Origin of the sequence: Methylobacterium ajmalii (genome assembly GCF_016613415.1) — a bacterium.
In the GTDB taxonomy this organism is placed as follows: domain Bacteria; phylum Pseudomonadota; class Alphaproteobacteria; order Rhizobiales; family Beijerinckiaceae; genus Methylobacterium; species Methylobacterium ajmalii.
The window spans coordinates 93,258-118,429 of the sequence record NZ_JACWCT010000026.1 but is presented as its reverse complement, the minus strand read 5'-3'; the positions used below and the strand labels follow the sequence as shown (position 1 = coordinate 118,429).

The following is a 25,172-nucleotide window of genomic DNA, read 5'->3' as shown; positions in this document are numbered from 1 at the left end:
GAGAGGAGACATGCGCACGGCCCGAGACGCTCGACTACACGTCGAGTTACGCCTCGCCGCGGCCCTTCACCTTGAGCGCCGCCTGCGCCGCCGCCAGCCGGGCGATCGGAACCCGGAACGGCGAGCACGAGACGTAGTCGAGGCCGGTTTCCTGGCAGAAGGCGATCGAGGCCGGGTCGCCGCCGTGCTCGCCGCAGATACCGAGCTTCAGCTTGTCGCGCACCGCCCGGCCGCGCTCGGCGGCAAGCCGCACCAGCTCGCCCACACCCTCCTGGTCGATCGACACGAACGGGTCGGAGGCCAGGATGCCGCGCTGGGTGTAGGGCCCGAGGAAGCGGCCCGCGTCGTCGCGGCTGATGCCGAGCGTGGTCTGGGTCAGGTCGTTGGTGCCGAAGGAGAAGAACTCCGCCGTCTGGGCGATGTCGCCGGCCCGGAGCGCCGCGCGCGGCAGCTCGATCATCGTGCCGACCTGGTACTCGACCTCGGTGCCGGTCTCGGAGGCCACGGCCTTCGCCATGGCGTCGATGCGGGCCTTCACCAGGTCGAACTCGGTGCGGGTGAAGACCAGCGGCACCATCACCTCGGCGATGATCGGCGTGCCCGTCTGCTTGGCGGCTTCCACGGACGCCTCGAAGATCGCCCGGGCCTGCATCTCGGCGATCTCAGGGTATAGGATCGCGAGCCGGCAGCCGCGGAAGCCGAGCATCGGGTTGAACTCGTGCAGCTCGTTCATCCGGCGCCGCACCTTGTCCTCCTGGACGCCGGTGGCGGCGGCGACCTCGCCGATCTCCTTGTCGGAGTGCGGCAGGAACTCGTGCAGCGGCGGGTCGAGGAGCCGGATCGTCACCGGCAGGCCCGACATGATGGTGAACAGCTCGACGAAGTCCTGGCGCTGGTACGGCAGGAGCTTGGCGAGCGCGGCACGCCGGCCTTCCGCGTCGTCCGCCAGGATCATCTCGCGCATCGCGACGATGCGCTCCTCCTGGAAGAACATGTGCTCGGTGCGGCACAGGCCGATCCCTTCCGCGCCGTACTTGCGGGCGGTGCGGGCGTCGAGCGGCGTCTCGGCGTTGGTGCGGACCTTCATGGTGCGGACCTCGTCCGCCCACTCCATCAGCGCCGCGAAGTCGCCGGACATCTCGGGCTCGACCATCTCGACCGAACCCTGCATCACCTGGCCGTTCGAGCCGTCGATGGTGATGCGGTCGCCGGCCTTGAGCGTCACGCCGCCGACCGAGAGGGTGCGGGCGGCGTAATCGACCCGGATCTGGCCGGCGCCCGACACGCAGGGCTTGCCCATGCCGCGGGCGACCACCGCCGCGTGCGAGGTCATGCCGCCGCGGGTGGTGAGAATCCCTTCCGCGGCATGCATGCCGTGGATGTCCTCGGGCGAGGTCTCGATGCGGACCAGGATGACCTTGCGCTCGGCCTTCTTGGCGGCCTCGGCCTCCTCGGAGTTGAACACGATCTCGCCCGAGGCGGCGCCCGGCGAGGCCGGCAGGCCGGTGGCGATGACCTTGCGCTCGGCCTTCGGGTCGATGGTCGGGTGCAGCAGCTGGTCGAGGGAGGCCGGCTCGACGCGGCCGACCGCCTCCTGGTGGGTGATCAGTCCTTCGGCCGCCAGCTCGACGGCGATGCGCAGAGCCGCCTTGGCGGTGCGCTTGCCGTTGCGGGTCTGCAGCATCCAGAGCTTCCCGGTCTCGACCGTGAATTCAAGGTCCTGCATGTCGCGGTAATGGTGCTCGAGCATCCCGTAGATGCGCACGAGCTCGGCGTAGGCCTCCGGCATCGCCCGCTCCATCGACGGCTTGTCGGAGCCGGATTCGATGCGGGCGACCTCGGTGATGTCCTGCGGCGTGCGGATGCCCGCGACCACGTCCTCGCCCTGGGCGTTGATCAGGAACTCGCCGTAGAGCGCCTTCTCGCCGGTGGAGGGGTTGCGGGTGAAGGCGACGCCGGTGGCCGACGTCTCGCCCATGTTGCCGAAGACCATGGCCTGGACGTTGACCGCGGTGCCCCAGCTCGCCGGAATGCTGTGCAGCTCGCGGTACTTGTTGGCGCGCGGGTTCATCCACGAGCCGAACACCGCGCCGATCGCGCCCCAGAGCTGGGCCTGCGGGTCCTGCGGGAAGTCCTGGCCAAGCTCGCGCTTCACCAGCGCCTTGTACTCGCCGATCAGGTGCTTCCAGTCGGCCGCACCCAGCTCGGTGTCGAGGGTTAGACCCTTCTCGTCCTTGTAGCGCTCCAGCACCTCCTCGAAGGAGTGGTGCTCCACGCCGAGCACCACGTTCGAGTACATGGTGATGAAGCGGCGGTAGCTGTCATAGGCGAAGCGCTCGTCGCCGGCGCCGCGGGCCAGCGCCTCGACGGTGACGTCGTTGAGGCCGAGGTTCAGCACCGTGTCCATCATGCCGGGCATCGAGGCCCGGGCGCCGGAGCGCACCGACACGAGGAGCGGCGACTCGGAATCGCCGAAGCGGCGGCCGGCCAGGGCGCCGACGGCCTCGAGCGCGCCGGCGACCTGCCCCTCCAGTTCCGGCGGGTATTGCCGGCCGTGGTCGTAGTAGTAGGTGCAGACCTCGGTGGTGATGGTGAAGCCGGGCGGCACCGGAAGCCCGAGATTCGACATCTCGGCCAAGTTCGCGCCCTTGCCGCCGAGCAGGTCGCGCATCGCCGACTTGCCCTCGGCCTTGCCGTCGCCGAAGGTGTAGACCCACTTTGCCATGTCACTTCCGGCCATGTCACTCGTCCGTTCGTAGCGGCTGCCGCCTGACGTTCCCGCCGGGTTGGACCATTCGGAACCCCAACGCAAGCTGAACGGCGGCGCCGTCCCGACCTCTTCGCGGTGAGTCGGGCGTGAGGCCGCGCCGTTCGAATCCGGCAAGTCGCCGCGCGACGCGGATTCCGGCCCCGCCCGGGCGGGCGAAGCGGCCGCTCCGCCGCGCGGGTGTCAGGCGAGCTGGACGATGAGGCCGTTCTGGATCGTCACCCGCCGGTCCATCCGGGCGGCGAGCTCCAGGTTGTGGGTCGCGATCAGCGCCGCGACGCCGGAGGCCCGCACCAGCGAGACCAGGATCGCGAAGACGTGTCCGGCGGTCTGCGGGTCCAGGTTGCCGGTCGGCTCGTCGGCCAGCAGCAGGCGGGGGCCGTTGGCGAGCGCCCGGGCGATGGCGACGCGCTGCTGCTCGCCGCCCGACAGCTCCGCCGGGCGGTGGCTCAGCCTCTCCTTGAGGCCGAGGAACGACAGGAGTTCGCCCGCCCGCGCCCGCGCCTCCTTGGCGGCCAGGCCCCGGATGAGCTGGGGCAGGGCCACGTTCTCCAGCGCCGAGAACTCGGGCAGGAGGTGGTGCGACTGGTAGACGAAGCCCATCTCCTCGCGCCGCATCCGGGTGCGGGCGGCGTCGTCCATCCGGGCGCTCGGCTGGCCGCCGATATAGACCTCGCCCGCATCCGGGCGCTCGAGCAGCCCGGCGACGTGCAGCAGGGTCGACTTGCCGGTGCCGGACGGCGCGACCAGCGCCACGATCTCGCCGGGCCAGATCGCGAGATCGGCCCCGCTCAGGATCTCGAGATGGCCGGCGCCTTGCGCGTAGCGCCGCTCGACCTGCGCGAGGAAGAGCGCCGGGACCGGCTGCTGCTGGGTGTCGTCCATCGGCGTCAGGCGCCCCGCGCCGAGGCGTGGGGGGTGGAGCGTTCGGGGAAGGCGGGCAACGGCATCCGGACGGTACTCGGGTACGGGGCCGGACGAGCGCCCGGCCGGGACGAAGGATCAGCCGTAGCGCAGGGCCTGCACCGGGTCGAGCCGGGCGGCGCGCCAGGACGGGTAGAGGGTCGCGAGCAGCGACAGCACCATCGACATCGCGACGACGGCCACGACCTCACTGGCGTTGGTCTCCGACGGGATCTCGGACAGGAACCGCACCGTCGGGTCCCAGGCGCCCGGGAACAGCGTGCGCTGGATCACCGTGAGGTTGGCCGAGAAGACCAGCCCCAGGACGAAGCCCGCGATGGTGCCGAGGATGCCGATCGAGGCGCCGGTGATCAGGAACACCCGCATGATCGCGCCGCGGGTCGCCCCCATGGTGCGCAGGATCGCGATGTCGCTCGACTTGTCCTTCACCAGCATGATCAGGCCGGAAACGATGTTGAGCGCCGCCACCAGCACGATCAGCGTGAGGATGATGAACATCACGTTGCGCTCCACCTCGAGGGCGGAGAAGAAGGTGCGGTTGCGCTGGCGCCAGTCGGTGATCAGCACCGGGCGCTCGGCGGCAAGCTCCAGCTCTCCCCGCGCCTCCCCGACCGAATCGGCGTTGTCGAGGAAGATCTCGATCACCGAGACATCGCCGTCTCGGTTGAAGAAGGCCTGCGCTTCCGTGAGCGGCATGTACACGAAGGTGCCGTCGAACTCGGACATGCCGACCTCGAACACCGCCGCCACGTTGTAGCTCTTGATCCGCGGCGCGGTCCCGAACGGCGTCGTCGCGCCCTTCGGCGTCGCCAGCGTGATCGTGTCGCCGGCCTGAAGCCCGAGGGATTCGGCGAGCCGCTTGCCGATGGCGACGCCGCCGGCGGCGTCGAAGTTCTCCAGGGTGCCGCCCCGGATGGTCTTGGCCACCGAGGGAATTTTCTGCAGGTCGTCGGCCCGCACGCCGCGCACCAGCACGCCCGAGCCGCCGAACTGCGACGAGGCGAAGGCCTGGCCCTCGACCATCGGCAGGGCGAGGTGCACGCCCGCCACCTTGCCGAGCCGCTCCGACAAGTCGGCGAAATCGGTCAGCGGCCGGTCGATCGGCGCCACGAAGATGTGGCCGTTGATGCCGACGATCTTGCTGAGAAGCTCCTTGCGGAAGCCGTTCATCACCGAGAGCACGATGATGAGGGTGGCGACGCCCAGCATGATGCCGAGGAACGAAAACAGGGCGATGACCGAGACGAAGCCCTCTTTGCGCCGGGTGCGCAGGTAGCGCCCGGCGATCGTCCATTCGAAGGGCGCGAACGGCAGGGTGCCGCCCCCGCCGCGCGGCCGGAGGAACGCACCGACCTTGGGCAGGCGCTCGCGGAGCGCGGCGAGGACCATCGGCTCAGGCCGTCCGGTTCTGGCGCAGGTAGGCCGGCACGGCGTCGGGGGCGACCGTCTCGCGGGCGCCGGTGGCGCGCCGCTTCACCTCGACCTTGCCGTCGGCCAGGCCCTTGGGCCCGACGATGACCTGCCAGGGCAGGCCGATCAGGTCGGCGGTCGCGAACTTTCCGCCCGGACGCTCGTCGCGGTCGTCGTAGAGCACGGTCAGGCCGGCGGCCTCCAGCTCGCCCTGGAGCTTGGCGCAGGCCGCGTCCGTGCCGGCATCCCCGACCTTGAGGTTGAGGAGCGCGACGTCGAACGGCGCCACCGCATCCGGCCACACGATGCCGGATTCGTCGTGGCCCGCCTCGATGATCGCCGCCACCAGCCGGCTCGGGCCGATGCCGTAGGAGCCCATATGGACCGGGCGCTCCTGGCCGTCCGGGCCGGTCACCTTCGCGCCCATCGGCTCCGAGTACTTGGTGCCGAAGTAGAAGATGTGGCCGACCTCGATGCCGCGGGCGGCCATCTGCTCACCGTCCGGCACCTGCGCGAACGCGTCGGCGTCGTGCATCTCGGAGGTGGCGGCGTAGCGCGAGGTCCAGTGGTCGACAGTGGCCTGGAGCCCGGCGACGTCGTCGAAGTCGATTCCCGCCTCGGGGGTCGGGAAATCGAGATAGGCGCGGTCGCAGAAGACCTCGCTCTCGCCGGTCTGGGCCAGGATGATGAATTCGTGGGAGAGGTCGCCACCGATCGGACCGGTCTCGGCCCGCATCGGGATCGCCTTCAGGCCGAGCCGCGCGAAGGTCCGCAGGTAGGCGACGAACATCTTGTTGTAGGAGTGCCGCGCGCTCGCCTGGTCGAGGTCGAACGAGTAGGCGTCCTTCATCAGGAACTCGCGCGAGCGCATCGTGCCGAAGCGCGGCCGCACCTCGTCGCGGAACTTCCATTGGATGTGGTAGAGGTTCTTCGGCAGATCCTTGTAGGAGCGCACCGCCGAGCGGAAGATCGCCGTGATCATCTCCTCGTTGGTCGGCCCGAACAGCATGTCGCGCTCGTGCCGGTCCTTGATGCGCAGCATCTCCTTGCCGTAGGCGTCGTAGCGGCCGGATTCGCGCCAGAGGTCCGCCGACTGGATCGTCGGCATCAGGAGTTCGACGGCGCCCGAGCGGTCCTGCTCGGCCCGGATGATGTCGGCGACGCGGTTGAGCACCCGCAGACCCAGCGGCAGCCAGGCGTAGATACCGGCCGCCTCCTGGCGGATCATGCCGGCGCGCAGCATCAGCCGGTGCGAGACGATCTCGGCTTCCTTGGGCGTCTCGCGCAGGATGGGCAGGAAGTAGCGGCTGAGACGCATGGTGGACCTTGGCGTGGCAGGCAGTGGCTTCGCGGGGGCGCAACGGCGCCGCCGGGGCGGGTTGATCCCCGGGGACCGCTCTTTTGCACGCTTCCGGCCCCGTTCGCAAAACATGAAACGCGCGGCGCAAGCCCGGGCCCTTGGTCCGGTCGCGGCTCTCCCCGCACCGAACGCGGGGCAGAGGAGAAAAATGCGGTTGCCATGCAAAAAAACGCATCACCCTGCTCGAAAGCAGGTGACAATGCGAATTCTTGTTCCTATAAGCGGCATCGCGATGATGCGCAGGCAGGCCGAACGGCGCCGCGCAAGGTCCGAGTCTCGGGAGGAATAGCCAGCCTCAACACCCAACGGGGTGAATAATAGAATACGGACTGGCGAAAACATTCAGAAAGCTATCAAGCAAGGCTTCCGAGCCTTGCTTTTTTATTTTGTGCTTCGATCATCAGTCAAAGTCGGATCATCCGGGAGGCCGCGGCGGTGGACGCCGCAGCTCTGCTACAACCCGGCGAGAGGAAACGCCGCGACGGCGACGAGGAAGACCACATCGGCGACCAGCGTGGTCCACACCGCCTTGCGGCGCATCTGCGGCCTGTGCGGCGCGCCGAGATCCTGGCCCGGCACCACGACCTCGGTGCCGTCGGGCGCAGCCCGGAACGGCAGCACCGAGAAGAGCATCGTCCACCAGACCACGAAGTAGAGCGCCCCCGCCCCGAAGCCGCTGAGGCGGAAGCCCCAGACCGCCAGGGCGAGCATCGGCAGCATCATCAGGATGCACGCCGCGAGGGTGCGGGGGATCGAGGTGGTGGCACGATCGAGAAGGGCGGAGAACAAGGTCAGGCCTGCTCCAGCTCGACGAGCGTGCCGAGAAAGTCCTTCGGGTGCATGAACAGCACCGGCTTGCCGTGGGCGCCGATCTTCGGCTCGCCCGAGCCGAGGATGCGGGCGCCCTGCGCCTTCATCCGGTCGCGCGCGGCCAGGATGTCGTCGACCTCGTAGCAGACGTGATGGATGCCGCCGCCCGGGTTGCGCTCCAGGAAGGCGTTGATCGGCGAGTCCGCACCCAGCGGCTCCAGCAGCTCGATCTTGCTGTTGGGCAGCTCCACGAAGATCACCGTCACGCCGTGCTCGGGCTGCGGCAGCGCCTCCGACAGGGTCGCGCCGAGGGTGTCGCGGTACACGGCGGCGGCGGCCGCGAGATCCTTCACCGCGATGGCGACGTGGTTGAGCCGGCCGATCATGGGGTGTTCCTCCGTGGTCCCTTCGGGACGTTTGTCGTTACGAGGTCAGCGTCCAAGAGGGTACTTCAGGACGCGCGCTGAGCCCTCCCCCCTCTGCGGGGGAGGAGGGCGGGCGCAGCGAACCGGGAAAGGGGACGCTGCCGCCCCTCTCGCGGGACGTTATCCCGGCCGGGCCCCTGCCAACGCAGGGTCCACCCTCCCCCGCAGAGGGGGAGGGTTCGGCCCCTCGATCGGGAGCGTCCGTGAACGACGCCCCCCGGCCCTCACACCTCGACGACCATCACGTGGCAGGCGGGCTTCTTGCCCCACACCTCGTTGACCGCCGAGCGGATCGCCCGGTCGACGGCATTTTCCACCGCCTCGGAATCGCGGCGCTTGACCCGCGACAGGCCGTTGAGCGTCCGCTCCACCGCGTCGCCGACGACGTCGATGATGACCTCGCCCTTGCGGCCGTAGCTCGGCAGGCCCATCAGGTCGATCGAGGGCTCGCCCTTGATCTCGCCGTTTCGGTCGAGCGCGACGGCCACCGAGACGATGCCCGTGAAGGCGAGCTTGCGCCGCTCGGGGATGGCCCGGTCGTTGGCATCGACCAGGACGTTGCCGTCCTTGTAGACCCGGCCGCTCTTCACCTTGGTGACGATCTCCGGCTCGCCCGGCGCGAGGCGGATGAGAGTGCCGTTGCGGGCCTTCATCACCTTGTCGACGCCCTGCTTGCGGGCGAAGGTGGCGTGCTCGGCGAGATGCAGCGCCTCGCCGTGCACCGGCACGGCGATCCGCGGCTTGGTCCAGCGGTACATCGCCGCCATCTCGTCCCGGCGCGGGTGGCCGGAGACGTGGACGAGCTCGGTGCGGTCGGTGATGACCTCGATGCCGGCCTCGATCAGGTCGTTGATGATCGCGCCGACCGCGCGCTCGTTGCCGGGGATCGCCCGCGAGGAGAAGATCACCCGGTCGCCGGCCGCGAGCGCGATCTCCGGATGCTCGTCGCGCGACACGCGGGCGAGCGCCGCCCGCGCCTCGCCCTGCGAACCGGTGAGGAGCGCCACCACCTTCTCGCGCGGCAGGTAGCCGTAGGCCTCGGCGCCGCGGATCTCCGGCAGGCCGTCGAGGTAGCCGCACTCGCGCGCGACGTCGATCACCCGGTCCATGGCGCGACCGACCGCCACCACGTCGCGGCCGCAGGCCTGCGCGGCGAGGCAGACGGCGCGCATGCGGGCGACGTTCGACGCGAAGGTCGTGACCGCGACCCGGTGCGGGGAGTTGCGGATCAGCTCGGCGAGATGCTCGGCGACCTCGGACTCGCTCGGCGAGCGGCCCTCGCGCGTGACGTTGGTCGAATCGCAGACCAGGGCCAGCACGCCCTCCTCGCCGAGCCGCGTGAAGGTCTCCTCGGAGGTCGAGTTGCCGGCGACCGGCGTGTCGTCGAGCTTCCAGTCGCCGGTATGCAGCACCATGCCGAGCGGGGTGCGGATGGCCAGCGCGTTGGCCTCCGGGATCGAGTGGGCGACCGGCACGTACTCGATCGAGAACGGGCCGAGCTCGAGGCGGCCGTCCGCCGGCACCTCGCGCATGTCGACCTTGGGCGCGCCCGGCTCGCCGAGGCGGCGGGCCTCGATCAGGTTCTTGGTGAAGCGGGTGGCGTAGATCGGCACCTTGAGCTTGGGCCACATCTCGCCGATGGCGCCGATATGGTCCTCGTGCCCGTGGGTGATCAGGATGCCGAGGATGTCCTTGCGGTGCTCCTCGGCGAAGCTCAGGTCCGGGTACATCAGGTCGACGCCCGGCAGGTGCTCCTCGCTGGCGAACCCCATGCCGAGGTCGACCATGATCCACTTGCGCGCCTTGGGCGGGCCGAAGCCGTACAGGCCCGCATTCATGCCGATCTCGCCCACCCCACCGAGGGGCACGAAGATCAGCTCATCTCCCTTGTTCGACATTCCCATACCATCACTGCACGGACCGCCGTCGCGGTCACACTCGAGGAACGGCCTCGTCTGCCGTCACGGTCACGGCGCCGTCATGTCCCTTTGCGGCCGGAAACGGCCGCGCGGCGGCGGCGCCAGGGGCGCCCCGCCGTGAAAACCCGATCTGTCGGGGGAGCCGCCGTCGCCATCCCGGCGCCGTGCCGCCTCCCCCCGCGTCACGCCGCCGTGGCGGCCGTCCCGAAATGCACCTCGCCGGCCGAGACCGCGAGGTGGCCGCCTTCCTCCAGGCGCACGACCAGGCGTCCGCCCTCGTCGATCGTCTCGAAGATTCCCGCTACGCTGCGCCCGCCGGCGTGGACGTTGACCGGTCCGCCGAGGCCCGCCGCCGCCGCGAGCCAGGCCTCACGGATGCGGGAAAAGCCCTTTCCCTCGTCCCAGAGGCGCTCGGCTTCGACCCAGGCGGCGCTGAGGAGCCGGAACAGGCCCGGGGCATCGACCGCGTACCCCGCCGCGGCGAGAGAGGTCGCCGGATAGGGCAGCCCGTCGGGCGCCCCCGCGACGTTGATCCCTATTCCGACCGTCACCACCGCGCGGCGGTCCGGCAGGGTCTCCATCTCGAGGAGGATGCCGACGAGCTTGGCGCCGTCGAGCAGCACGTCGTTCGGCCATTTCAGCCGGAAATCCGGGCGGCGTCCGTGCATGCCAGGCCCGCAGGCCCGGCGCAACGCCCGCTCGACCGCGACGCCTGCGACGAAGCCGAGCGTCGCGACCCGGTCGGGGGCGAGACCCGCCGGCACCGGCCAGAGCAGGCTGGCGGCATGGTTGCCGGGGATCCAGCTCCAGCCCTTGCCGCGCCGGCCGCGGCCTCCGGTCTGCTCCCGCGTCACCACCCAGAGCGGGCCGGTCTCGCCAGCGCGGGCGCGGGCGAGGGCCTGCGTGCTCGTCGAGCCGAGGCTGTCATGGACCTCGAGGCGGTATCCCGCGGCCGTCGCCGCGGGGTCGAGCACGAAGGTCATGCGGCTAGAACAGCGACTTGGCGGCGGCTCCGGCCAAACCGACCAGCGGCGCCGGCACGAGCCAGAACAGCAGCACGACGACGCTCGACAGGCCGAGCACGATGCGCAGGCCCGGGCCCATCGGTGCGTAGGCGCCGGCCGGCTCGTCGAAGTACATCACCTTGACGAGGCGCAGGTAGTAGTAGGCGCCGACCACGCTCGTCACCACGCCGATCACCGACAGCAGCACCAGGTTCGCCTTGATGGCCGCCGCGAAGACGTAGAACTTCGCGAAGAACCCGGCGAGCGGCGGGATGCCGGCGAGCGAGAACATCATCATGGCGAGCAGGAACGCGACCAGCGGGTGGGTGCGCGACAGGCCCGACAGGTCGTCGATGGTCTCGTACATCTGGCGGCCGCGGCGCAGCGACAGGATCACCGCGAAGGCGCCGAGCGTCATGGCGAGGTAGATCGCCATGTAGATCACGACGCCGCGCACGCCCTCCTCCGTGCCGGCGGCGAGCCCGATGAGGGCGTAGCCGACATTGGCGATCGAGGAATACGCCATCAGGCGCTTGAGGCTGCGCTGGCCGATCGCCGCGAAGGAGCCGAGCGCCATCGAGGCGATCGACACGAACACGATGATCTGCTGCCATTCCGGCGTAATGACCGGGAAGGCGCCGATGAAGACGCGCACCGCCATCGCCATCGCGGCCATCTTGGGGGCCGAGGCGAAGAAGGCGGTGACCGGGGTCGGCGCGCCCTCGTAGACGTCCGGCGTCCACATGTGGAACGGCACGGCGGCGAGCTTGAACGACACGCCGGCGGCGACGAACACCACGCCGAGCACCACGCCGATCCCCGAGCCCTCGCGCAAGGCGGTGACGATGTGCGGGAACGAGACGGTGCCGGTGAAACCGTAGACCAGCGAGGCCCCGTAGAGGAGCATGCCGGACGAGAGGGCGCCGAGCACGAAGTACTTCAGGCCGGCCTCGGTCGAGCGCACGTCGTCGCGGTGGAACGAGGCGATGACGTAGGCCGCCAGGCTCTGCAGCTCGAGGCCCATGTAGAGCGCGATCAGGTCGTTGGCCGAGGCCATGACCATCATGCCGATCGTCGCGAGGACGATCAGGATCGGGTACTCGAACCGGGCGATGCGCTCGCGCTCGAAATGCTCCTTCGCGAGCAGGATCGCGGCAGCCGACCCGATCAGGGTCAACGCCTTCATGAAACGGGCGAACCCGTCCACGATGAAGGAGCCGTTGAAGGTGGTGACCTTGGCGCCGAAGGGTTGGCTGACCACCGCGAACAGCGCGAGGATCAGGATGATCAGGGCCCCGACGCTGACGCCCTCGGTGGAGCGCTCGCCCTTGAAGGCCCCGTAGAGGATCAGCACCAGGACGCCGACCGACAGGATCAGCTCCGGCAGGGCGGGCCCGAGGGCGGGCATGACGATCTGAGCGGCGTTCATCGCGAAAAACTCAGTGCGGGACCGGCAGAGCCGCGGCAGCGGTCTGGGTCGTGGAGAGGGCGGCGCGCATCCCCTGCATCAGCGCGTCGGTCGATGGCGCGAAGACGTCGAGGATCGGGCCGGGATGGACGCCGTAATAGATCGTCAGCACCACGAGCGGGGCGAGGATTAGCATCTCGCGGCGGTCGAGGTCGGTGATCCCCTGCAGGCTCGGCTTCTCGAGCTTGCCGTAGACCACCCGGGCGAACAGCCACAGGGCGTAGGCCGCCGACAGGATGATGCCGAAGACCGAGAAGAACGAGACCATCGGGTTGGCCCGGAAGGCGCCCATCATGGCCAGGAACTCGCCGACGAAGCCCGAGGTGCCCGGCAGGCCGACATTGGCCATCGTGAATACCATCATGGCGACCGCGTAGAGCGGCATCCGCTTCACCAGGCCGCCGTAGGCCGAGATCTCACGGGTGTGCATCCGGTCGTAGATGACGCCGACGCAGAGGAACAGCGCGCCCGAGACGATGCCGTGCGAGATCATCAGGAACAGGGCGCCCTGGATGCCCTGCTCGTTGAGCGTGAACAGGCCGAGCGTGACGAAGCCCATATGCGCCACCGACGAGTAGGCGATGAGCTTCTTGATGTCCGTCTGCACCAGCGCGACCAGCGAGGTGTAGATGATCGCCACGACCGAGAGCGTGTAGACCATCGGGGCGAAGTAATGGGAGGCGTCCGGGAACATCGGCAGTGAGACCCGGATGAAGCCGTAGCCGCCCATCTTCAGGAGGATGCCCGCCAGGATCACCGAGCCGGCGGTCGGCGCCTCGACGTGGGCGTCGGGGAGCCAGGTATGGACCGGCCACATCGGCATCTTCACCGCGAAGGAGGCGAAGAAGGCGAGCCAGAGCCAGATCTGCATGTTCGCCGGGAAGCGGGTCTGCAGCAGGGTCGGGATGTCGGTCGTGCCGGCCTGCCAGTACATCGCCATGATGGCGAGCAGCATCAGCACCGAGCCGAGCAGGGTGTAGAGGAAGAACTTGAACGATGCGTAGATCCGGCGCTTGCCGCCCCAGATGCCGATGATCAGGAACATCGGGATCAGGCCGGCCTCGAAGAACAGGTAGAACAGCACCAGGTCGAGGGCGCAGAACACGCCGATCATCGTGGTCTCGAGGACCAGGAACGCGACGAAGTACTCCTTCACCCGGTGCTCGATCGAGAGCCAGGAGGCGCCGACGCAGAACGGCATCAGGAAGGTGGTGAGCAGTACCAGCGGCATCGAGAAGCCGTCGACGCCGAGCTTGAACCGGATCGTGTCGGTCAGCCAGGCATGGGTCTCGACGAGCTGGAACTGCGAGGTCGCGGTGTCGTAGCGCCCCCAGGCGACGAGCGAGAGCAGGAAGGTGGCGAGCGTCGCGATGAGCGCCGCCCAGCGGGCGTTGCGGCGGACCGACTCCTCGTCGCCGCGCAGCGTCAGGATGAACGCGGCGCCGACGAGGGGCAGGACGAGGAGGCCGGAGAGGATCCCGAGGCCGAGCATGAGTCTCTGTTCTCCGGTCAGGTCAGTGGGTGGCCGCGGAGACGCCGGTGATGAGGTACCAGCTCACCAGGGCCGCGACGCCGACCAGCATCACGAAAGCGTAGTGGTAGACGTAGCCGGTCTGCAGGCGGACCACCCCGCGGGTGACGTCGACGACGCGGGCGGCGATGCCGTTCGGGCCCATCCCGTCGATGATCCGGCCGTCGCCGACCTTCCACAGGAACTCTCCGAAGCCCTTGGCCGGGCGGACGAACAGCCGGTCGTAGATCTCGTCGACGTACCACTTGTTGAGCAGGAAGCGGTACAGCAGCGGCTGGTTCTGGGCCAGCTGGTGCGGCAGCTCCGGCCGGCGGATGTACATCCAGAAGGCGAGCAGGAAGCCCAGCACCAGCATCACGAAGGGCGAGTGCTGCACCCAGGCCGGCGCGTTGTGGATGTCGTGCATGATGTGGTTGTCGGGGCCGTGCGCGAGCGCGCCCTTCCAGAACTCGTCCATGCCCTCGCCGATGAAGCGGTTCTTGAACACCAGGCCGGCGAAGAGCGCTCCCAGGGCGAGGATCGCCAGCGGGATCGTCATCACCTTGGGGCTCTCGTGCGGGGTATGGGCGTGGTGATCGTGGTGCTCGATCGCCGAGTGCGAGGCCGGCTCGACGTCGTGGCCCTTGTCGTCGTGGGCGACGCCCTCATGGTGGCCCGGCGCGCCGTCGGCCTGAGCCGAGGCGTGAGCGAGTTGGGCATGCGCGACCGGGGCATGCGCGACCGCATGATGCGCGTCGGCGTGGTGGTCGTCATGGCCGTGGCCGTGCGCGTTCTGCCAGCGGGCCCGGCCCTCGAAGGTCAGGAAGAACAGGCGCCAGGAGTAGAACGAGGTCATGAAGGCGGCGATGACGGTCGCCAGGAAGGCCAGGGTGTGGCCCGGCCGGGTCGAGACGTAGGCCGCCTCGATGATGGCGTCCTTCGAGTAGAAGCCGGCGGTGAACGGGAAGCCGATCAGCGCGAGCGTCCCGATCGCCATCATGGCGGTGGTGAAGGGGATGTAGCGACGCAGGTCACCCATGTTCCGCATGTCCTGCTCGTGGTGCATCGCATGGATGACCGAGCCGGCGCCGAGGAACAGCAGCGCCTTGAAGAAGGCGTGGGTGAAGAGGTGGAACACGCCCGCCGCGTAGGCGCCGACGCCGAGGGCGACGAACATGTAGCCGAGCTGCGAGCAGGTCGAGTAGGCGATGACCCGCTTGATGTCGTTCTGCACCAGGCCGACGGTGGCGGCGAAGAAGGCCGTGATGCCGCCGATCACCGTGACGACGATGAGCGCGTTCGGCGCCGCGTCGAAGAGCGGCGACAGGCGGGCGACCATGAAGACGCCGGCGGTCACCATGGTGGCGGCGTGGATGAGCGCCGAGACCGGGGTCGGGCCCTCCATCGCGTCCGGCAGCCAGGTGTGCAGCAGGAACTGCGCCGACTTGCCCATCGCGCCCATGAACAGCAGCAGGCAGCAGATGGTCAGGGCGTTCCAGTCGTAGCCGAGCAGGTGGAAGGTCGCGTCCTTGAGCTCCGGCACCTTGGCGAAGATCGCATCGTACGAGATCGCGCCGAACAGGACGAAGCAGAGGAAGATGCCGAGCGAGAACCCGAAATCGCCGACGCGGTTGACGATGAACGCCTTCATGGCGGCCGCGTTGGCCGAGGGCTTCTCGTACCAGAAGCCGATCAGCAGGTACGAGGCGAGGCCGACGCCCTCCCAGCCGAAGAACATCTGGACGAGGTTGTCCGACGTCACCAGCATCAGCATGGCGAAGGTGAAGAGCGACAGGTAGGCGAAGAACCGCGGCCGGTGCGGGTCCTCGTGCATGTAGCCCATCGAGTAGAGGTGGACGAGCGCCGAGACGCTGTTGACCACCACCAGCATGACCGCGGTCAGCGCGTCGGCCCGGAACGCCCAGTCGACCACGAGGTCGCCGGCGGTGAACCAGGTCGCGACATGGACCTTGGTGGCGCCGTGGCCGTGCCCGCCGGTCACCTCGAAGAAGGCGACCCAGGACAGGAGCGCCACGAAGACGAGGATGCCGGTGGTCACCACCTCGCTGGCCCGCGGGCCGATGCGGCGCCCGAACAGACCGGCGATGAGAAAGCCGATCAGGGGCAGGAAGACGATCGCGTGGTACATGCTCGGGTCCCGGCCTCGCGTGGCGGTTGCCGCTGTGGCGCTGGTTCTGGGGGAAAGGGCGTGCGGGCTCGGGCGAGCCGCGTCAGCCCTTCATCATGTTGACGTCCTCGACGGCGATCGACCCGCGGTTGCGGAAGAACACCACCAGGATGGCGAGGCCGATCGCGGCCTCCGCGGCGGCGACCGTCAGCACGAACAGGGCGAAGACCTGGCCGACGATGTCGCCGAGATGGGTCGAGAACGCCACCAGGTTGATGTTCACCGCGAGCAGGATCAGCTCGACCGACATCAGGATCACGATGATGTTCTTGCGGTTGATGAAGATGCCGAGCACCCCGAGGGTGAACAGGATCGCGGCGACCGTCAGGTAATGGCTCAAACCGATCATCGTGCCTCTCGGCCGCGGGCGGCCGCCTTCGTGTCGCGGGGCACCTGCCCCGCCGCTCTTGCCATCACCATCGCGAGGCTTGGGGCAGCCCCGCACGAACTCGTCCGGCCGCGGGCCGGCCCGTCAGACCTCGACGCCCTGCCCGGTCGGGACCTGGCGGACCTCGACGGCGCTGGCCTGGGTGCGGGCGTTCTGGATCGCGATGTCCTGGCGCTTGACGCCCGGGCGGTCGCGCAGGGTCAGCACGATCGCGCCGATCATCGCGACCAGCAGGATCAGGCCGGCGATCTGGAAGAAGAAAAAGTAGTTGGTGTACAGAACGAGGCCGAGGGCCTGCGTGTTGGTCACCGTCCCGGAGCCCGGCGACACCGCCAGCGGGCCGTGGACGAGACCCGGATCGATCGCCCAGGAGCCGACCACGAGGAGCAGCTCGACCAGGAAGACCGCCCCGATCATGCCGCCGACCGGCAGGTAGTCCTGGAAGCCCTGGCGCATCGCCGCGAAGTCGACGTCGAGCATCATGACGACGAACAGGAACAGTACTGCGACGGCGCCGACATAGACCACGACCAGGAGCATGGCCAGGAACTCCGCCCCCATCAGCACGAACAGCCCGGAGGCGTTCACGAAGGCGAGGATGAGGAAGAGCACCGAGACGACGGGGTTGCGCGAGGCGATCACCATGAAGCCGGAGGCGACGGTGATCGCGGCGAACAGATAGAAGAAGGCGGCGGCTGCGGTCATGCGCTGAATTCATGCCGCCTGGCGGCGGCCTCCTGCCCGACCCCCGGAGCGTGCCGGCGGCTCGTCTATAGAACCCGCTCCCGCGGCGCACAACCGGGGGAGCGGCGAATGTGGCGTCGATGGGGAAGGATCGCCGCCCTCCCCTATCCTCGAGGGAGGGCGCTCCCACCCTCCCCGGCCCGCGCTCAGCGGTAGGGCGCGTCCGCCGCGATGTTGCGGGCGATCTCGCGCTCCCAGCGGTCGCCGTTCGCGAGCAGCTTCTCCTTGTCGTAGAGCAGCTCCTCGCGGGTCTCGACCGAGAACTCGAAGTTCGGCCCCTCGACGATGGCGTCCACCGGGCAGGCCTCCTGGCACATGCCGCAATAGATGCACTTCACCATGTCGATGTCGTAGCGGGTGGTGCGCCGGGTGCCGTCGTTGCGGCGCGGACCCGCCTCGATGGTGATGGCCTGGGCCGGGCACACCGCCTCGCACAGCTTGCAGGCGATGCAGCGCTCTTCCCCGTTGGGGTAGCGCCGCAGGGCGTGCTCGCCGCGGAAGCGCGGGCCGCGATGGCCCATCTCGAAGGGGTAGTTGATCGTCGCCTTGGGCTTGAAGAAGTAGCGCATCGCCAGGGCGAACCCGGTGACGAACTCCTTCAACAGCAGGCCGCGGGCGACCTGGTCGAGCTTCATGGCTCGTTCTCCGACGGGGGGCTTCAGGAGACCGGCGCCAGGCCGGTCAGCTTGAGGACGAAGGCGACGACGAACACCATGACGAGGGAGAGCGGAAGGAACACCTTCCAGCCCAGCCGCATGAGCTGGTCGTAGCGGTAGCGCGGCACCATGGCCTTCACCATGGCGATCATGAAGAACAGGAAGCTGGCCTTGAGCGCGAACCAGATCAGGCCCGGCACCCAGGTGAAGGGCGCGAACGGGATCGGCGAGAGCCAGCCGCCCATGAACAGGATCGTGCCGAGCGCGCACATCGTGACGATGGCGACGTACTCGCCGAGCATGAACAGCAGGTACGGGGTGGAGGAGTATTCCACCATGTAGCCGGCGACGAGCTCGGATTCGGCTTCCGGCAGGTCGAAGGGCGGGCGGTTCGTCTCGGCGAGCGCCGAGATGAAGAACACCACGAACATCGGGAAGAGCCAGAGCCAGTACCAGCCGAGGATGCCGAGCGAGGTGTCCTGCGCCCGCACGATCTGCGACAGGTTGAGCGAGCCGGCGCACATCAGCACCGTGACGATCACGAAGCCGAGCGAGACCTCGTAGGACACCATCTGGGCCGCCGAGCGGAGCGCACCCAGGAAGGCGTATTTCGAGTTCGAGGCCCAGCCGCCCATGATGACGCCGTAGACGCCGAGCGACGAGATCGCGAAGATGTAGATGATGCCGACGTTGATGTCGGCGATCGGCCATCCGTCGGCCAGCGGGATCACCGCCCAGGACGCGAGCGCCAGGGTGGCGAAGATCAGCGGCGCCAGCAGGAAGAGGCTCTTGTTGGCGCCCGCCGGGATCACCGGCTCCTTCAGCACGAACTTCAGGAGGTCGGCGAAGGATTGGAACAGGCCCCAGGGCCCGACCACGTTCGGGCCGCGGCGCAGCTGCACGGCCGCCCAGATCTTGCGGTCGGCGAGCAGCGCGTAGGCGATGAAGACAAGCAGCGCCACCAGCAGCGCCACGCTCTTCAGGGCCACGAGGAGGACGGTGCCCAGCACCTCCCAGACGGTCATCGGTCGGTGCTCCTCATTCCGCCGCTTCGAGGGCCCGCCCGCGGGCGAGACCCGAGCACTCGGCGAGCACCCGCGAGGCGCGGGCGATCGGGTTGGTGAGATAGAAATCCGCCACCGCGGGGCGGAACGCCTCGCGGCCGGGCTCGCCGGCGAGGCCCGCCAGCGTCGTCAGCGCCGCGGCACCGTCGGTCGGGGCGACCTGGTCGATGCCGGCGAAGTGCGGATGCGCGGCGTAGAGCGCCTTGCGCAGCGCGTTCAGCGAGTCGAACGGCAGCCGGTGGCCGAGCACGTCCGAAAGGGCGCGCAGGATCGCCCAATCCTCGCGGGCGTCGCCCGGCGGAAAGGCGGCGCGGTTGGCGAGCTGGACCCGGCCCTCGAGGTTGACGTAGGTCGCCGACTTCTCGGTATAGGCCGCGCCCGGCAGGATCACGTCGGCGCGGTGGGCGCCCTTGTCGCCGTGGGTGCCCTGGTAGATCACGAAGGCGCCAGGACCGACCTCGACCTCGTCGGCGCCGAGGTTGAACAGCACGTCGAGCGCGCCGGCCTCGACCATCTCGGCGAAGCTCAGCCCGCCCTCCCCCGGCACGAAGCCGAGATCGAGGGCGCCGACGCGGGACGCCGCGTTCTGCAGCACGCCCAGCCCGTTCCAGCCCTCGGCCTTGGCACCGAGGCCCTGGACCAGCTTGGCGACCGCCGCGAGGAGCGCCGCACCGTCCGGACGGGCGAGCGCGGCCTGGCCGACGATGACCAGGGGCCGCTCGGCGGCCTTGAAGGCTTCCGCGAAGCTGTGACGGCCCGAGGCCACCTCGGCCAGGGTCTCGGGACCAGCGCCGAGATAGGTGTGGGGATAGGTGAGGTCCGCGTCCTCGCCGATCACGCCGATCTGGATCGGCGCGAGCCGCCAGCGCTTGCGGATGCGGGCGTTCAGCAGCGAGGCCTCGGTGCGCGGGTTGGCGCCGACGATCAGGATCGCGTCTGCCTGCTCGATGCCGGCGATGCCCGGCCCGAAGGTGTAGGCGGCCCGGCCCCAGGCCGGATCGATCATCGCGCCGTCCTGGCGGCAATCGAGGTTCTGGACCTTGAGCGCGCCCATCAGGGTCTTGAGCGCGAAGATCTCTTCCGCGCCCGCGAGGTCACCGACGATCGCGCCGACGCGCTTCGGATCGGCGCCCTTGAGCTTCGCCGCGATCGCCCCGAAGGCCTCGGCCCAGGAGGCCGGGCGCAGGCGGCCGTTCTCGCGCAGGTAGGGCCGGTCGAGGCGCTGCAGGCGCAGGCCGTCGACGACGTGGCGGGTCTTGTCGGAGATCCACTCCTCGTTGATCGCCTCGTTCACCCGCGGCTCGATCTGCATCACCTCGCGGCCGCGGGTGTCGACGCGGATCGCCGAGCCGACCGCATCCATCACGTCGACGGATTCGGTCTTGTTCAGCTCCCAGGGGCGGACGTTGTAGGATTGCGGCTTGTGGACCAGCGCGCCGACCGGGCAGAGGTCGGCGACGTTGCCCTGCAGCTCCGATTCCATCGCGCGCTCGAGGTAGGAGGTGATCTCCATGTCCTCGCCGCGGCCGATGGCGCCGAGATCCGGCACGCCGGCCACCTCCGCCAGGAAGCGGACGCAGCGGGTGCAGTGGATGCAGCGGTTCATCGCGGTCCGCACCAGCGGGCCGATGTACTTCTCCTCGACGGCGCGCTTGTTCTCGCCGTAGCGGGTCGAGTCGACGCCGTAGGCCATCGCCTGGTCCTGCAGGTCGCAGTGGCCGCCCTGGTCGCAGATCGGGCAATCGAGCGGGTGGTTGATGAGGAGGAACTCCATCACCCCCTCGCGGGCCTTCTTGGTCAGGGCCGACTTGGTCGACACCGCCGGCGGCTCGCCGTTCGGGCCCGGGCGGCAGTCGCGCACGGCCCAGGCGCAGGAGGCGACGGGCTTCGGCGCGCCCTTCAGCTCCACCAGGCACATGCGGCAATTGCCGGCGATCGACAGCCGCTCGTGGAAGCAGAAGCGGGGGATCTCCGCACCCGCGACCTCGCAGGCCTGGAGCAGGGTGTAGTCCGGCGGGACATCGACCTCGATGCCGTCGACGAGAATCTTGGTCATGCGGTCAACTCTCGGGCGAGGCCCGCGGCGCGCACGTCTCCGCGCGTCAGGCCGGCGAACCGTTGATACGATCCAGGGTGGGTGAGACGGGGCACCGCCTCACTCCGCCGCCATCGGCACCGGGGTCGGATGCGGGTTGGCGGTGTAGCGGTCGATCCGCTTCTCGATCTCGGGGCGGAAGTGCCGGATCAGGCCCTGGATCGGCCAGGCGGCGGCGTCGCCGAGCGCGCAGATCGTGTGGCCCTCGATCTGCTTCGTCACGTCGAGCAGCATGTCGATCTCGCGCTTCTGCGCCCGGCCTTCCGCCATGCGCAGCATCACGCGCCACATCCAGCCGGTGCCCTCGCGGCACGGGGTGCACTGGCCGCAGGACTCGTGCTTGTAGAAGTACGCGATGCGGGCGATCGTCGCGACCATGTCGGTCGACTTGTCGAACACCATCACGGCGGCGGTGCCGAGACCCGACTTCAGGTTCTTCAGCGTGTCGAAGTCCATCGGCGCGTCGATGATCTCGGCGGCCGGCACCAGCGGCACCGAGGAGCCGCCGGGGATCGAGCAGAGCAGGTTGTCCCAGCCGCCGCGCATGCCGCCGCAATGCCGGTCGATCAGCTCGCGGAAGGTGATCCCGAGCTCTTCCTCGACGTTGCAGGGCTTGTTGACGTGGCCCGAGACGCAGAACAGCTTGGTGCCGGTGTTGCCAGGGCGGCCGAGGCCGGCGAACCAGGCGCCGCCACGGCGCAGGATGGTGCCCGCCACCGCGATCGACTCGACGTTGTTGACCGTCGTCGGGCAGCCGTAGAGGCCCATATTGGCCGGGAACGGCGGCTTCAGCCGCGGCATCCCCTTCTTGCCCTCGAGGCTCTCGATCAGCGCCGTCTCCTCGCCGCAGATGTAGGCGCCGGCGCCGTGGTGGACGTAGATGTCGAAGGGGTAGTCGTGGACGTTGCTCTCGCCGACGAGGCGGGCCGCGTAGGCCTCGTCCACCGCGCGCTGGAGCGCGTGCTTCTCGGCGACGTACTCGCCGCGGATGTAGATGTAGCAGGCATGCGCGCCCATGGCGAAGCAGGCCAGCATGCAACCCTCGATCAGGAGATGCGGATCGTGCCGCATGATCTCCCGGTCCTTGCAGGTGCCCGGCTCCGACTCGTCGGCGTTGACCACGAGGTAGTGCGGCCGGCCGTCCGACTTCTTCGGCATGAAGGACCACTTCAGGCCGGTGGGGAAGCCGGCGCCGCCGCGGCCGCGCAGGCCCGATTTCTTCATCTCCTCGATGATCCAGTCCCGTCCCTGCTGCAGCAGGAACTTGGTGCCGTCCCACGCGCCGCGTTTCTTCGCGGCCTCGAGGCCGGGGGAGTGGAGACCATAGAGGTTGGTGAAGATCCGATCCTGATCGGCGAGCATGGCGATCGTCCTACAGGCCTGCTGTGAAAAGGGACATCATGGTCGAGATTACGGCTTCGCCTTCGGGCCGGGCGGACCCTTGTCGGCGGCCTTGTCGGCGTTGGTCAGGCCGACGGGCTTGGCCTGCGACCCGTCGGTCTTCCCGGCGGCCGTCGCCGGCTCGGCGCCGGCCTCCGGCGTCGTGCCCTTGGGCGCCGCCACCGGACGGCCCTCCTCGGGCTTCACCGGGGTCATGGTGTAGGAGCGGCCGCTCTGGGGCGCGCCGACGGTCTCGGGCCCGGTGCGGGGGACCGCCACCGTGGTGCGGTCCGGCGTCACCTCGCCCTTGTCGGATTTCGGCTCGACGCCGGCTGGAGCCTGGGCATGCGCCGGAGCGGCAGCGGCCTTGCTCTCGGTGGCGCGGCCGGCATCGGGACGGGCGGCCTTCGGATTCTCGGCGGCCGACGCGTCGGTGCGGGCCTTCTCGCCGGTCGCGTCGGCGCCGGTCTCCTTCAGCCCCTCCTCCTCGAAGCGCTTGCGCCAGGCGCCGACGCGCGAGCCGTCGAACAGCGTCTCGTCCTGGAGGGTCGAGACCGCGTCCTTGGGCTCGGAGGAGGTGCGGCCGATCTGGGAGCCGACCTTCACCGGCCGTCCGGCCGCGAGGTCGTCCATCAGCTTGCCGAGGGACTCAGGGGTGAGGTCCTCGAAGTAGTCGTGGTTGATCTGCGCCATCGGGGCGTTGCAGCACGCGCCCAGGCACTCGACCTCGAGCCAGGAGAAGTTGCCGTCCGGGCTCACATGGCCGGACGGGCCGAGCCGCTCGTGCAGGTACTTCTTCAGCTCGCGGGCACCGCAGACGTCGCAGGGGGCGGTACCGCAGACCTGGATCCAGTAGCGGCCGACCGGCTCGAGGGCGAACATCGTGTAGAAGGTCGCGACCTCCAGCACGCGGATATGCGGCATGCCGAGCTGGTCGGCCACCGCCTCGATCGCCTTCTGCGGCAGCCAGCCGCCGTTCTGCTCCTGCGCCTTCCACAGGAGCGGGATCACCGCCGAGGCCTGGCGCCCCTCCGGGTACTTGGCGATCTGCCCCTTGGCCCACTCGGCGTTCTCAGGCGTGAACGCGAAGCTCTCGGGCTGCTCGGAAACGGGGGCTAATCTGCGGTTGGCCATGTCTCAAACGTCCATGTCTCAAACGTGTCCGACGGGGGCGGGTACGGGCGCGAGCCCCCTCACCGATCCACCTCGCCGAACACGATGTCGAGCGTGCCGAGGATGCACGACACGTCCGCCAGCAGGTGCCCGCGGCACATCCAGTCCATCGCCTGGAGGTGGGCGAAGCCCGGAGCGCGGATCTTGCAGCGATACGGCTTGTTGGTGCCGTCGGCCACGAGGTAGACGCCGAACTCGCCCTTGGGCGCCTCGACCGCGGCGTAAACCTCGCCGGCCGGGACGTGGAAACCCTCGGTGTAGAGCTTGAAGTGGTGGATGAGCGCCTCCATCGAGCGCTTCATCTCGCGCCGCGGCGGCGGCGCGACCTTGCCGTCCTGCGTGGCGATCGGCCCCTGGCCGGCCGGCTCGCGCAGCTTGGCGATGCACTGCTTCATGATGCGCACCGACTGGCGCATCTCCTCCATGCGGATGACCTGGCGATCGTAGGTGTCGCCGTTCTTCCCCACGGGGATGTCGAACTCCATCTCGGCATAGGCCTCGTAGGGCTGCGACTTGCGCAGGTCCCATGGGATGCCGGAGCCGCGCACCATCACGCCCGAGAAGCCCCAGGCCAGCGCCTCCTCGACGGTGACGATGCCGATGTCGACATTGCGCTGCTTGAAGATGCGGTTGGCCATCACGAGGTTGTCGAGGTCGTCGACCACCTGCGGGAAGGTCTCGCAGAACGCCTCGATGTCTTCGATCAGGCTCGGCGGCAGGTCCTGGTGGACGCCGCCCGGCCGGAAGTAATTGGCGTGGAGACGAGCCCCCGAGGCGCGCTCGTAGAAGATCATCAGCTTCTCGCGCTCCTCGAAGCCCCAGAGCGGGGGCGTGAGGGCGCCAACGTCCATCGCCTGCGTGGTGACGTTGAGGAGGTGCGACAGGAGCCGGCCGATCTCGCAGTAGAGCGTGCGGATCAGCTTGGCACGGCGCGGCACCTCGATCCCGAGCATCCGCTCGACCGCGAGGCAGAAGGCGTGCTCCTGGTTCATCGGCGCGACGTAGTCGAGCCGGTCGAAATAGGGCGTCGCCTGGAGGTAGGTCTTGACCTCGATCAGCTTCTCGGTGCCGCGGTGCAGGAGGCCGATATGCGGGTCGACGCGCTCGACCACCTCGCCGTCGAGTTCCAGCACCAGGCGCAGCACGCCGTGCGCCGCCGGGTGCTGCGGGCCGAAGTTGATCGAGAAGTTGCGGATGCTGTGCTCGCCCATGTCGGCTCAGCCTTTCGCCGGTGCCTTGTCGGCCTTCTCGTCGCCCGGGAGCACGTAGTCGGTGCCCTCCCAGGGGGACAGGAAGTCGAAGTTGCGGAATTCCTGCGTCAGTCGCACGGGCTCGTAGACCACCCGGGCCTCGTCCTGGTCGTAGCGGACCTCGACGAAGCCGGTCAGTGGGAAGTCCTTGCGGAGGGGATGGCCCTCGAAGCCGTAATCGGTGAGCAGCCGGCGCAGGTCCGGATGGCCCGAGAACAGGATGCCGTAGAGGTCGTAGGTCTCGCGCTCGAACCAGTTGGCGGCCGGGAAGACCGGGATGGCGGAGGGGACCGGGGTGCGCTCGTCGGTCTGCACCTTCACGCGGATGCGCCGGTTATGGCGCATCGAGAGCAGGTGGTAGACGACGTCGAAGCGCTTGGCGCGGCCCGGATAGTCGGCGCCACAGATGTCGATGAAGGTCGAGAAGGCGCAGGAGGGATCGTCGCGCAGGTGCGTGAGCACCCGCAGGATCTCGGAGCCCTCGACGATCAGGGTCAGCTCGCCGAAGGTGAGCGCCCGGTCGGTGATCGCGGCGCCCAGGCTCGCGGCGAGCGTGTCCGAGAGGGCCTGGAGGGCGGCGTCGCCCTGCTCTGTCTGGGTGTGGGCCCGGATGGTGATGCCGTTGCTCATGGGTCCG

The 25,172-nt window shown here is 69.1% G+C and carries 20 protein-coding genes; all 20 read right to left on the bottom strand.

Annotation, left to right across the window (positions count from 1 at the left end):
• Positions 1–46 precede the first annotated feature (46 nt).
• The 20 genes from ppdK to HPY23_RS04660 all read right to left on the bottom strand — a co-directional run bounded on the left by ppdK (position 47) and on the right by HPY23_RS04660 (position 25,165).
• Positions 47–2,725 (bottom strand): pyruvate, phosphate dikinase, encoded by a 2,679-nt coding sequence (gene ppdK / locus HPY23_RS04755; RefSeq protein WP_091886159.1) that lies wholly within the window; start codon positions 2,723–2,725, stop codon positions 47–49.
• A gap of 225 nt (positions 2,726–2,950) precedes the next feature.
• Positions 2,951–3,652 (bottom strand): ABC transporter ATP-binding protein, encoded by a 702-nt coding sequence (locus HPY23_RS04750; RefSeq protein ID WP_060845617.1) that lies wholly within the window; start codon positions 3,650–3,652, stop codon positions 2,951–2,953.
• Positions 3,653–3,769: 117 nt separating this feature from the next.
• A complete protein-coding gene (locus HPY23_RS04745; RefSeq protein WP_091886155.1) occupies positions 3,770–5,080 on the bottom strand; it encodes a lipoprotein-releasing ABC transporter permease subunit in 1,311 nt (436 codons plus the stop codon).
• A 4-nt stretch (positions 5,081–5,084) separates the two neighbouring features.
• Positions 5,085–6,419, bottom strand: a complete 1,335-nt coding sequence (gene proS, locus HPY23_RS04740; RefSeq protein WP_091886152.1) for a proline--tRNA ligase — start codon at positions 6,417–6,419, stop codon at positions 5,085–5,087.
• Positions 6,420–6,914: 495 nt separating this feature from the next.
• Positions 6,915–7,250 (bottom strand): DUF1467 family protein, encoded by a 336-nt coding sequence (locus HPY23_RS04735; RefSeq protein WP_091886149.1) that lies wholly within the window; start codon positions 7,248–7,250, stop codon positions 6,915–6,917.
• Between the two features lie 2 nt (positions 7,251–7,252).
• A complete protein-coding gene (gene mce, locus HPY23_RS04730) occupies positions 7,253–7,657 on the bottom strand; it encodes a methylmalonyl-CoA epimerase (protein WP_091886146.1) in 405 nt (134 codons plus the stop codon).
• A gap of 263 nt (positions 7,658–7,920) precedes the next feature.
• Entirely contained in the window at positions 7,921–9,594 is a 1,674-nt protein-coding gene (locus HPY23_RS04725) for a ribonuclease J (RefSeq protein WP_091886143.1), read from the bottom strand.
• Between the two features lie 203 nt (positions 9,595–9,797).
• Positions 9,798–10,598 (bottom strand): biotin--[acetyl-CoA-carboxylase] ligase, encoded by an 801-nt coding sequence (locus HPY23_RS04720; RefSeq protein ID WP_200602027.1) that lies wholly within the window; start codon positions 10,596–10,598, stop codon positions 9,798–9,800.
• A 4-nt stretch (positions 10,599–10,602) separates the two neighbouring features.
• The gene (gene nuoN, locus HPY23_RS04715; protein ID WP_091886137.1) at positions 10,603–12,048 is read right to left on the bottom strand and encodes an NADH-quinone oxidoreductase subunit NuoN; all 1,446 of its coding nucleotides are present in this window, start codon (positions 12,046–12,048) and stop codon (positions 10,603–10,605) included.
• 10 nt (positions 12,049–12,058) lie between these two features.
• Complete coding sequence (locus HPY23_RS04710) at positions 12,059–13,579, bottom strand: NADH-quinone oxidoreductase subunit M (RefSeq protein ID WP_048425448.1); 1,521 nt, start codon at positions 13,577–13,579, stop codon at positions 12,059–12,061.
• A 22-nt stretch (positions 13,580–13,601) separates the two neighbouring features.
• Positions 13,602–15,746: an NADH-quinone oxidoreductase subunit L gene (gene nuoL, locus HPY23_RS04705; protein ID WP_091886134.1), complete on the bottom strand. Its 2,145-nt coding sequence runs from the start codon at positions 15,744–15,746 to the stop codon at positions 13,602–13,604.
• Positions 15,747–15,828: 82 nt separating this feature from the next.
• A complete protein-coding gene (gene nuoK / locus HPY23_RS04700) occupies positions 15,829–16,134 on the bottom strand; it encodes an NADH-quinone oxidoreductase subunit NuoK (RefSeq protein ID WP_048425446.1) in 306 nt (101 codons plus the stop codon).
• Between the two features lie 123 nt (positions 16,135–16,257).
• The gene (locus tag HPY23_RS04695; RefSeq protein ID WP_091886130.1) at positions 16,258–16,878 is read right to left on the bottom strand and encodes an NADH-quinone oxidoreductase subunit J; all 621 of its coding nucleotides are present in this window, start codon (positions 16,876–16,878) and stop codon (positions 16,258–16,260) included.
• Positions 16,879–17,063: 185 nt separating this feature from the next.
• On the bottom strand, positions 17,064–17,552 hold the full coding sequence (nuoI, locus tag HPY23_RS04690) for an NADH-quinone oxidoreductase subunit NuoI (protein WP_048425444.1): 489 nt from the start codon (positions 17,550–17,552) through the stop codon (positions 17,064–17,066).
• Positions 17,553–17,575: 23 nt separating this feature from the next.
• Positions 17,576–18,598 (bottom strand): NADH-quinone oxidoreductase subunit NuoH, encoded by a 1,023-nt coding sequence (nuoH, locus tag HPY23_RS04685; RefSeq protein WP_060845607.1) that lies wholly within the window; start codon positions 18,596–18,598, stop codon positions 17,576–17,578.
• A 13-nt stretch (positions 18,599–18,611) separates the two neighbouring features.
• Positions 18,612–20,693 (bottom strand): NADH-quinone oxidoreductase subunit NuoG, encoded by a 2,082-nt coding sequence (nuoG, locus tag HPY23_RS04680; RefSeq protein WP_091886126.1) that lies wholly within the window; start codon positions 20,691–20,693, stop codon positions 18,612–18,614.
• Between the two features lie 99 nt (positions 20,694–20,792).
• Positions 20,793–22,094 carry an NADH-quinone oxidoreductase subunit NuoF gene (gene nuoF / locus HPY23_RS04675; RefSeq protein ID WP_048425441.1) on the bottom strand — a complete coding sequence of 434 codons (1,302 nt, stop codon included), beginning with the start codon at positions 22,092–22,094 and terminating at the stop codon, positions 20,793–20,795.
• A 48-nt stretch (positions 22,095–22,142) separates the two neighbouring features.
• Positions 22,143–23,246, bottom strand: coding sequence for an NADH-quinone oxidoreductase subunit NuoE (gene nuoE / locus HPY23_RS04670; RefSeq protein WP_091886123.1), 1,104 nt, complete (start codon positions 23,244–23,246; stop codon positions 22,143–22,145).
• 59 nt (positions 23,247–23,305) lie between these two features.
• A complete protein-coding gene (locus tag HPY23_RS04665; RefSeq protein WP_091886120.1) occupies positions 23,306–24,496 on the bottom strand; it encodes an NADH-quinone oxidoreductase subunit D in 1,191 nt (396 codons plus the stop codon).
• Positions 24,497–24,502: 6 nt separating this feature from the next.
• Positions 24,503–25,165 carry an NADH-quinone oxidoreductase subunit C gene (locus HPY23_RS04660; RefSeq protein ID WP_091886117.1) on the bottom strand — a complete coding sequence of 221 codons (663 nt, stop codon included), beginning with the start codon at positions 25,163–25,165 and terminating at the stop codon, positions 24,503–24,505.
• Between the last annotated feature and the right edge of the window lie 7 nt (positions 25,166–25,172).

Coding starts and splice junctions, on each gene's coding strand:
- ppdK (WP_091886159.1), bottom strand. CDS start 2,725: ATGGCAAAGTGGGTCTACACCTTCGGCGACGGCAAGGCCGAGGGCAAG.
- HPY23_RS04750 (WP_060845617.1), bottom strand. CDS start 3,652: ATGGACGACACCCAGCAGCAGCCGGTCCCGGCGCTCTTCCTCGCGCAG.
- HPY23_RS04745 (WP_091886155.1), bottom strand. CDS start 5,080: ATGGTCCTCGCCGCGCTCCGCGAGCGCCTGCCCAAGGTCGGTGCGTTC.
- proS (WP_091886152.1), bottom strand. CDS start 6,419: ATGCGTCTCAGCCGCTACTTCCTGCCCATCCTGCGCGAGACGCCCAAG.
- mce (WP_091886146.1), bottom strand. CDS start 7,657: ATGATCGGCCGGCTCAACCACGTCGCCATCGCGGTGAAGGATCTCGCG.
- HPY23_RS04725 (WP_091886143.1), bottom strand. CDS start 9,594: ATGTCGAACAAGGGAGATGAGCTGATCTTCGTGCCCCTCGGTGGGGTG.
- HPY23_RS04720 (WP_200602027.1), bottom strand. CDS start 10,598: ATGACCTTCGTGCTCGACCCCGCGGCGACGGCCGCGGGATACCGCCTC.
- nuoN (WP_091886137.1), bottom strand. CDS start 12,048: ATGAACGCCGCTCAGATCGTCATGCCCGCCCTCGGGCCCGCCCTGCCG.
- HPY23_RS04710 (WP_048425448.1), bottom strand. CDS start 13,579: ATGCTCGGCCTCGGGATCCTCTCCGGCCTCCTCGTCCTGCCCCTCGTC.
- nuoL (WP_091886134.1), bottom strand. CDS start 15,746: ATGTACCACGCGATCGTCTTCCTGCCCCTGATCGGCTTTCTCATCGCC.
- nuoK (WP_048425446.1), bottom strand. CDS start 16,134: ATGATCGGTTTGAGCCATTACCTGACGGTCGCCGCGATCCTGTTCACC.
- HPY23_RS04695 (WP_091886130.1), bottom strand. CDS start 16,878: ATGACCGCAGCCGCCGCCTTCTTCTATCTGTTCGCCGCGATCACCGTC.
- nuoI (WP_048425444.1), bottom strand. CDS start 17,552: ATGAAGCTCGACCAGGTCGCCCGCGGCCTGCTGTTGAAGGAGTTCGTC.
- nuoH (WP_060845607.1), bottom strand. CDS start 18,598: ATGACCGTCTGGGAGGTGCTGGGCACCGTCCTCCTCGTGGCCCTGAAG.
- nuoG (WP_091886126.1), bottom strand. CDS start 20,693: ATGACCAAGATTCTCGTCGACGGCATCGAGGTCGATGTCCCGCCGGAC.
- nuoF (WP_048425441.1), bottom strand. CDS start 22,094: ATGCTCGCCGATCAGGATCGGATCTTCACCAACCTCTATGGTCTCCAC.
- nuoE (WP_091886123.1), bottom strand. CDS start 23,246: ATGGCCAACCGCAGATTAGCCCCCGTTTCCGAGCAGCCCGAGAGCTTC.
- HPY23_RS04665 (WP_091886120.1), bottom strand. CDS start 24,496: ATGGGCGAGCACAGCATCCGCAACTTCTCGATCAACTTCGGCCCGCAG.
- HPY23_RS04660 (WP_091886117.1), bottom strand. CDS start 25,165: ATGAGCAACGGCATCACCATCCGGGCCCACACCCAGACAGAGCAGGGC.